The following is a 390-nucleotide window of genomic DNA, read 5'->3' as shown; positions in this document are numbered from 1 at the left end:
GCCAATGCTGGTAAGCCGGCTTACATCCGAGAACGGCGTCGAAATATAACTTCTGCAGCGTGAGTGTTTTATCTCCGGGAAGGCCGTTCCCTACCGGACGATGATCCACCTTCGTCACCGGAGCTACCTGTACACCTGTGCCGCAGAGGAAAAGCTCATCTGCGACATACAGTTCAGTCCGGTCGATCGATCTGATCTCGATTTCAAGCCCGGCGTCCTTCGCCAACTCCAGCAAGGCAATTCGCGTTATCCCCTCCAGAATTGCGTCAGACACGGGCGAGGTAATGAGCTTGCCCCCACGGACCATAAAGAGATTGGCGGCGGTACCCTCCGCCACATGTCCGTCGGGCGTCAGCATGATGCCGTCGTTAAAGCCGCTCTCCAGTAAAT

Annotated in this window: 1 protein-coding gene; it reads right to left on the bottom strand. The window is 56.2% G+C overall.

Annotated features, from left to right (window positions below; genetic code table 11):
* A partial coding sequence (locus MXD62_RS10370; protein ID WP_248829111.1) for an aminotransferase class IV occupies positions 1 to 358 on the bottom strand: 358 nt, incomplete at its 3' end.
* Positions 359 to 390: the final 32 nt, after the last annotated feature.

Origin of the sequence: Frankia sp. Mgl5, from assembly GCF_023242985.1 — a bacterium.
Classification (GTDB): Bacteria; Actinomycetota; Actinomycetes; order Frankiales; family Frankiaceae; genus Parafrankia; species Parafrankia soli.
Note: the sequence above shows the minus strand (reverse complement) of the source record. Positions and strands in the feature narration are given on the sequence as shown.